Consider the following 6,818-nt stretch of genomic DNA (forward strand, 5'->3'; position numbering starts at 1 on the left):
AGAAAGTGTGGTAATGATGGCAAGAAGGACACACCTGTCACCATGTCGAACACAGAAGTTAAGCTTCTTAGCGCCGAGGGTAGTTGGGGCATTGCCCCTGTGAGAGTAGGACGTTGCCACGCTTTTGGTTTATCCGCAATAGCTCAGTTGGTAGTAGCGCATGACTGTTAATCATGATGTCGTAGGTTCGAGTCCTACTTGCGGAGTTGGAGAATATTTGGATTCTGGAGAGTTGTCCGAGAGGCCGAAGGAGCACGATTGGAAATCGTGTAGGCGGGAAACTGTCTCAAGGGTTCGAATCCCTTACTCTCCGTTTTTTATTTTGTTATGGCCCGTTGGTCAAGCGGTTAAGACACCGCCCTTTCACGGCGGTAACACGGGTTCGAGTCCCGTACGGGTCATTAGTTGGAGGTTTAGCTCAGCTGGGAGAGCACCTGCCTTACAAGCAGGGGGTCAGCGGTTCGATCCCGTTAACCTCCACTTTCTCATATTATTGTGGTTCCGTGGTGTAGGGGTTAACATGCCTGCCTGTCACGCAGGAGATCGCGGGTTCAAATCCCGTCGGGACCGTATGGTTCAGTAGCTCAGTTGGTAGAGCACTTGATTGAAGCTCAAGGTGTCGGCAGTTCGACTCTGTCCTGAACCACTTTTATTTCTTAATATGGAGGGGTAGCGAAGTGGCTAAACGCGGCGGACTGTAAATCCGCTCCTTAGGGTTCGGCAGTTCGAATCTGCCCCCCTCCATTAAAAGTATTTAAACTACCTAGGGGTATAGTTTAAAGGTAGAACAAAGGTCTCCAAAACCTTTGGTGTGGGTTCGATTCCTGCTACCCCTGTTTACTAGTATTATGGCGGTCGTGGCGAAGTGGTTAACGCTCCGGATTGTGGCTCCGGCATTCGCGGGTTCGATTCCCGTCGATCGCCCTTTTTATTGGGGTATAGCCAAGCGGTAAGGCAACGGACTTTGACTCCGTCATTCGTTGGTTCGAATCCAGCTACCCCAGTTTGTTTTATGGCGGTATAGCCAAGTGGTAAGGCACGGGTCTGCAAAACCTTGATCACCGGTTCAAATCCGGTTACCGCCTTTGCACAAGTTTTATGATAAGCCGGCGTGGCGGAATTGGCAGACGCGCTGGACTCAAAATCCAGTGCCCTCACGGGCGTGCCGGTTCGACCCCGGCCGCCGGTATTGTTTATACGACAAGGTTTGTGCGACTTTGTTTATACGTTGAGAAGCGTAAAAATCAACGTAAAGTTTCTTAAAATTTCTTATGGTGAGAAATTTTAGTACAAAAGGTCTAGCTTATCAGCTAGGCTTTTTTGCTTACTTGGATATAAATGTGAATAGGTATCAATCGTAGTCGCAATAGATGCGTGACCTAGTCGTTCTTTTACGATATGATAATCTTCCCCTTGATTGATAAGTAAAGAAGCATGAGAGTGTCTAAAATCATGAATACGAATACGTTTAATATTTGTATCGCGAGTTAGAACTTTTTTATATATTTTTTCAATACTATTTTTACCGATTTCTAAAAGATTAGATTGAATACATTGTAGGTCAGATGAATTGTTTATATAGTCTTTTAAAATTTCTGATTGCTTGTCTTTCCAGTTCTTTAACTCATTAAGTAATTTAGAATTGATAGAAATAATACGATCTGAAGTTTTTGTTTTTGTTGTTCCAATAATATTTTTTCCATTTTGTCGATAAACGGTTTTATTTATTGTGATTGTTGCATTTTGAAAGTTAATATCTGACCATTTAAGTGCAAGAGCTTCTCCTAATCTCATACCTGTAAAATAAAGAAGTGTGAAGAATAATTCCATATTGTATTCATCTTCTTGAAAAAGAGATTTGAAATGGAGAAATTCTTCTAGTGTCCAATATTGGATAGAGGATTTAGTTGTTGGAAGCTTTTTTAAAAGTGTCATAGGATTGGATTGGTAATATCCTTTTTTAACACCAATATCTAAAATCTTTTTTAATAGTATCATGATTTTATTGATACTATTATTATTTAATGTTCTATCTTTAAATTGCCGATGAGATTTCTTTTTAAGATGCTCTCTAAAATCGTATATATCGTCATAAGTAATTTTTTTAATATCGGTATTTTTAAAATAGGGGAATATATGACGATTATAATTATTTTCTTGAGTTGTGATATAGCTTAGTTTTCTATTATTTATCATATCCTCCTTTTTTAGTAAGTGATAAAGTGGGTCGATTTGTACGGATTTTCCGTATCTGTTTTCGTGTAATTCAACAATACGTAGATGTTGTTCGATATTGATAGCTTCTTGTTTGGTTCGTATTCCTTTACGGACAATTCTTTTTTGTTTACCAGTTACAGAGTTGTATCCTCCGCTTACATCTACGGTATATGTTCCATTTATTTGTTTTTTTATTGTCATAGTGTCTATCCTTACATAGAAGAAATTCTAAACAATGACATTCTCAATTTGCAGAAAGAAAACATGTTTAGAATTTCTTCTAAACTTAGTTTTCTTTTTTGATTTCGTATCCAAGAATAGTTTCAGCAACTTTAATTGGAATAGTTCCCACTCGTTTGTTATTGTACAAAGAAAAACCTTTTTCGACAAGTAGTTGTTTTCCTTGTCGAATAATTTTTTTTGCAGTTGTAGGAGTGTATCCTAAATGAATAAGTTCGTCTTTGGTAATGGTAATATAATTCATGAGTGTTTCCTTTCGTTAGGTTTAAAAATTTAAAAGATAGACTAGGTAGTCTTTTTATACATTTTTGGTTTTCATAGGTTCGATAATTTTATCGAATAGTTTTTGTTCATCATGTACATAGATAGGGTTTTCATAAAATGGATTTTTTTGTTTTTTATCTTGAATGGGAATATATGTTTTTGTTCTAGGTTCAAAGGTAGATGAATAAATATAATGTTTATCAATGTATAGGGTTAATCCAATACGCCTCTCTAGTTGTTCAAAGCTATCAATACGAGGGTTCCCTTTTTTCTTAGTAAGGATTTCAGAATATAATTCATAAGGAGAATAAGGACTGGTAATAAAAATCATTTTTGCACTAAGTGCTTTATCAAAAAAACGAACAGGAACCATAACATTAAAATTATACGGGTCTAAAATTTTTAGTAGGTCATCATAGCTAAATGTTTCAGGGCGCAGTTCGTCAATAATAACAATGGGTTCATTTTGATAGTCTTGAAAAGGGTCTTTACTTGAACCTGTTGTAAAGTAGGTGTGAAATGTTTTGTTTGCATAGTTAGTAGCTAATCTAGTTTTACCTGTTCCGGATTTTCCGTAAATATAAATAATTTCTTTATGAAGTTGATTATTTGTCATTTCTTTGATATAAGACTCTAAAAGAACTTCTTGTCGTTTTAACATAACGGTTTTTATACGACTAGCTGCTTTAGCATATTGACTACCTGTCAAAATATTTTCTACTTCTTTAAGAGTTATATCTCCGTCATATAAGAGGTCTAATAATTCATTGATTAGTTCACTGTCTTTCATTTGAGCTTTACGAGTAACATTTTTGGTAATTTGTTCAATTTTTTCAGTGAAATCAAAATTACTAAAAACATCTTCTAAGGGATACTGGTATTTATCTGAAGCATTTGTTGTTCGATGTACGAGATAACTATATCCATTGTTTGGGTTTTTGAAAAATTCTAATCTTTCGGTTTTAGCATTTTTTCGTAGTCCCTCTTTTTCATCAATTTCCCAAGCAATACTTTTAGGACTTCTTGCATGTGAGAAATAGAGCATGAGGTGTAAATGAGGTTCAACAGGCTTTCCGTCGTCATCTACATCTTTATCGTGTAAGATAGATGCCCAATATTTTGGTTCAACAGCATTTACAATTCGTTTTGTTTCACGTTTCCAATCTTTGTCTTTTAGTAAACGAATTTGTTGTGTATACATGACAGAGCGTACACGGGGTTCTTTTGTTTCAGTTTCTGTTTGTTTAGTCATATAATGATACCTTTCTTGTTTTTATGACACAGTTGCACAGCAACGATTTGCGTGACAATGCCAAGACCTGTCACGCAAAAATGTAGTATATAAATAATGAATACATCCTAATTTGTTTCTATTTAACACAGTTTTGTAAATAGAAAGAAGATGTAGCCCATTTAGTTTTCAACAATGGGCTACATCTTCTTTATTTGTTATTTTCGTTCCCGTAGCACCATAGGTGGCTGTTAGTGGTTCTATAAGAGTAATATCTGAGAAAGTATAGTCAGTATCTAATTGATGAAGTTTTTCTTTTATTTTTTGAAAGTTGCTTTTCCAAATTTCTTCAACTTGCATAGGTACATTTAAAGATATAGTAAAGATTGCCTGTTGATTAAAGTATTCAATTTGAATGGTACTTCTGACACGATTTGCGATTGAATAAATCTTATCTTGACTACTTTGTGGTATGTTGTGGTTGAGAGATTTACTTGATGTCAGAAATCGACAATAATTTTTTATGCGAATGGTTGCAGCAAGTGATTTTAAACTATTTTTTATTGTATCTTTGATTAACTTTCGATAACAATATTCAAAAATAAAGCAACTCACTAAGAGTATGTATACACATATGTTTAGAACGTCTTGTATGAGTAAGATATTTGTAACTATTTTAGTTAAAACAGGAAGTGGAGAAGAATTTTTTACGAACTGAAAAAATCCTTCAAGAATGAAATTGACAACTAAAATAATTATTGTTTTGGTAAAAAAATTGTATTTATTCAAGGTTGTTCTCCCTTTCTTTTTTATACGTTGGTGTTAGTAGAGGCATAATATGATTATCATTTTTTCCGTTAACCAATTTAATGATGCCTGTTCCGTGCCCTATTGGTACAACAATATTATCAACATGAGCATTCGGTAATAAAAATTGAGTTGTGTTACTGTTGATTTCCCCTAAGATAACGGAACAGTTGATTTGTTCACGAACAGCTAGGTTACCTCCAAAAGCTGGAGCATCAAAACGTTGAGATATTAGAATAAGAGATGTTTTCGTAGCACGTCCAAGAAGTGCGATAGTGCCTAAGAGTTGAGCGAACGTTTCACGTGCTTGTTTAGGGCTTCCTTGAACAAGTGCTAAAAGTTCGTCTATGATAATATACGAGCGTTTAAAATTAGCTTTAGGATTTTTGAGTAGCATTTCTTGTCGCTCGTATATCATATTGATAGCACGTCCTAAAAGTTCGTTAACATCTGTTATAAAACTATTTAGATTTGAACCACGGTGAGGAGAAAGAGTTTCTAATCTCAATTCTTTTCCAAGGATAAAAATATCTGCCATTTTTGGGTCAACTAACACAATTTGGTCGGTAAAGGAATGAAGACAGCGGATTAAATATTCTACAAAGTACGATTTTCCGGAACCACTTGATCCGCTAATAGCCATATGTACAACTTCATTCATGTTTAAGGAAACGTTATTTGCCATGATAGGAATTTTTTCTTCTTTTACAGATGTTTCTATAAACCGATTTAGTCGCTCAATTTCTAACCTAGTAGGGATGCCGTCTATCCAAGGAAAAAAGAAAGCACGAGCTAGATTAGGGTTTTTTACGTTGTATGGTGTAAAATAAGCGTTATTTTGTACGAGTAAAGTTTTATAGGGATAGAGGACAGCAGAACAGATATCTGCGATTTGGAAATAGAGTTTTCTGTCAATCGGATAGGAAACAGGCAAATGAGGAATGAAGAAAAATCCTTTGTCATTTTTTTCTAACTGAATGCTGTATGAGTTGGTATAGCTGTTCTCTCCATTTAAAGGCAAGGCGGTGTTTAAAATTTTTGTTAGATAATTGGCAGATGCTGAACTAAGATTTTGTAGAGTATCTCTTGAGTGCATATACATATCCTTTCTTTATAATATTCTTATGGTCTATCATTATCACTATTATCATCTAATCGTTTATCACTATCTCTATGTCAAACTAGGCTTTTTCGATGCCGGTGGCACGGAAATAAATTTTGTTGTTGATTTGAATGGCTTCTAAGTTTTCAAAGATAACTTCATCACCAATCTCTAATTCTCTTAAGTCTGGTTTGTCTTCGGCGTTGAATTTTATTTTAAAAGGATTATCTTCTCTTGTAGCACACCAAACTTGATATCCTGTGATTTCATCCGTTACTTTGCCGTCAACATATTTTTTTTGTGGGACGACGTGTGGACCGACTAAGTAAAGGCTCAATCCGTTTAATGCTTCATTTGCTAGTGTTTTGGTATAATTGTTTTTTTTGTTCATTTTTTTACCTGCTTTCGTTTTATTTTATTTTTTTTTTATCTTGTGCTTCCCCAAAAAAAGCCCCCGTAATATTTGCTTTTTTTTTTTTTTGAGGGGGCTTTGAATTATTAAATTTGTGTTACAATTTCAAGGAAACACTTGACAAGAATTGTAAAAGTAGACTATATTCTAATTAGAGATAGGATAAACGGTTAGATGATAAGTGATAACTTTGAAATAAATATAATATTTCAAGGTTAAGAAGGGGTGTGGGGGAACCCCATTATATGTGTGAAAGACGTACGTCTTTCACACCGAAATACAGCAAAATTTGAAAACGTATACAAAATATAAATGAAAAAGTGAATTAACATGGGTATCACGTTAATTCACTTTTTATGTTTCTATCAAGAATGATTTATTCTATATTTTTTGGCTCTATAATAAATCGTGTTGGTGGGAATAATCCACCAACACGATTTTGTATATAAAAGTGGACAAAAAAAGAGAAATACCTGTATGATTAAATCACCACAATTAAACAAGGAGGTATTTCTCATGGATTATTATACAAAAAAATTATTGAC

General features: G+C 34.7%; 6 protein-coding genes, 12 tRNA genes and 1 rRNA gene. 13 read left to right on the plus strand and 6 right to left on the minus strand.

The annotated features are described in order from the left end of the window. Nucleotides 1–6: 6 nt before the first annotated feature. From rrf to GMA06_RS07975, 13 genes are all read left to right on the plus strand, one after another. Nucleotides 7–122: ribosomal RNA gene (gene rrf / locus GMA06_RS07915) — 5S ribosomal RNA — on the plus strand. 10 nt (nt 123–132) lie between these two features. Further along, nucleotides 133–206 (plus strand) — tRNA-Asn (locus tag GMA06_RS07920). A gap of 20 nt (nt 207–226) precedes the next feature. Then, a tRNA-Ser gene (locus GMA06_RS07925) sits at nt 227–313 on the plus strand. Between the two features lie 16 nt (nt 314–329). Beyond that, nucleotides 330–401: transfer RNA gene (locus GMA06_RS07930), tRNA-Glu, on the plus strand. 6 nt (nt 402–407) lie between these two features. Further along, nucleotides 408–480, plus strand: a tRNA-Val gene (locus GMA06_RS07935). Nucleotides 481–497: 17 nt separating this feature from the next. Beyond that, nucleotides 498–570, plus strand: a tRNA-Asp gene (locus tag GMA06_RS07940). Nucleotides 571–573: 3 nt separating this feature from the next. Next, nucleotides 574–646 (plus strand) — tRNA-Phe (locus GMA06_RS07945). Between the two features lie 17 nt (nt 647–663). Further along, nucleotides 664–744: transfer RNA gene (locus tag GMA06_RS07950), tRNA-Tyr, on the plus strand. Between the two features lie 21 nt (nt 745–765). Next, nucleotides 766–836, plus strand: a tRNA-Trp gene (locus GMA06_RS07955). A 15-nt stretch (nt 837–851) separates the two neighbouring features. Beyond that, nucleotides 852–924: transfer RNA gene (locus GMA06_RS07960), tRNA-His, on the plus strand. 8 nt (nt 925–932) lie between these two features. Further along, nucleotides 933–1,004, plus strand: a tRNA-Gln gene (locus tag GMA06_RS07965). Between the two features lie 10 nt (nt 1,005–1,014). After that, nucleotides 1,015–1,085: transfer RNA gene (locus GMA06_RS07970), tRNA-Cys, on the plus strand. Between the two features lie 20 nt (nt 1,086–1,105). Beyond that, nucleotides 1,106–1,189, plus strand: a tRNA-Leu gene (locus GMA06_RS07975). A gap of 95 nt (nt 1,190–1,284) precedes the next feature. Here the strand turns inward: GMA06_RS07975 and GMA06_RS07980 are convergent. The 6 genes from GMA06_RS07980 to GMA06_RS08005 all read right to left on the minus strand — a co-directional run bounded on the left by GMA06_RS07980 (nt 1,285) and on the right by GMA06_RS08005 (nt 6,252). Next, nucleotides 1,285–2,418 carry a site-specific integrase gene (locus tag GMA06_RS07980; protein ID WP_163546641.1) on the minus strand — a complete coding sequence of 378 codons (1,134 nt, stop codon included), beginning with the start codon at nt 2,416–2,418 and terminating at the stop codon, nt 1,285–1,287. A gap of 85 nt (nt 2,419–2,503) precedes the next feature. Beyond that, nucleotides 2,504–2,701, minus strand: a complete 198-nt coding sequence (locus GMA06_RS07985; RefSeq protein ID WP_163546642.1) for a DUF3173 family protein — start codon at nt 2,699–2,701, stop codon at nt 2,504–2,506. Between the two features lie 54 nt (nt 2,702–2,755). Next, on the minus strand, nt 2,756–3,973 hold the full coding sequence (locus GMA06_RS07990; RefSeq protein WP_163562262.1) for a Rep family protein: 1,218 nt from the start codon (nt 3,971–3,973) through the stop codon (nt 2,756–2,758). Between the two features lie 168 nt (nt 3,974–4,141). Then, nucleotides 4,142–4,741, minus strand: a complete 600-nt coding sequence (locus GMA06_RS07995) for a hypothetical protein (RefSeq protein ID WP_163546644.1) — start codon at nt 4,739–4,741, stop codon at nt 4,142–4,144. Beyond that, nucleotides 4,734–5,861 carry a DUF87 domain-containing protein gene (locus GMA06_RS08000; RefSeq protein WP_163562263.1) on the minus strand — a complete coding sequence of 376 codons (1,128 nt, stop codon included), beginning with the start codon at nt 5,859–5,861 and terminating at the stop codon, nt 4,734–4,736. The genes GMA06_RS07995 and GMA06_RS08000 overlap by 8 nt, the downstream gene beginning before the upstream one ends. 79 nt (nt 5,862–5,940) lie before the next feature. Then, a complete protein-coding gene (locus GMA06_RS08005) occupies nt 5,941–6,252 on the minus strand; it encodes a hypothetical protein (RefSeq protein WP_163546646.1) in 312 nt (103 codons plus the stop codon). Between the last annotated feature and the right edge of the window lie 566 nt (nt 6,253–6,818).

This window comes from Granulicatella sp. zg-84 (genome assembly GCF_010892375.1).
In the GTDB taxonomy this organism is placed as follows: Bacteria; Bacillota; Bacilli; order Lactobacillales; family Aerococcaceae; genus WM01.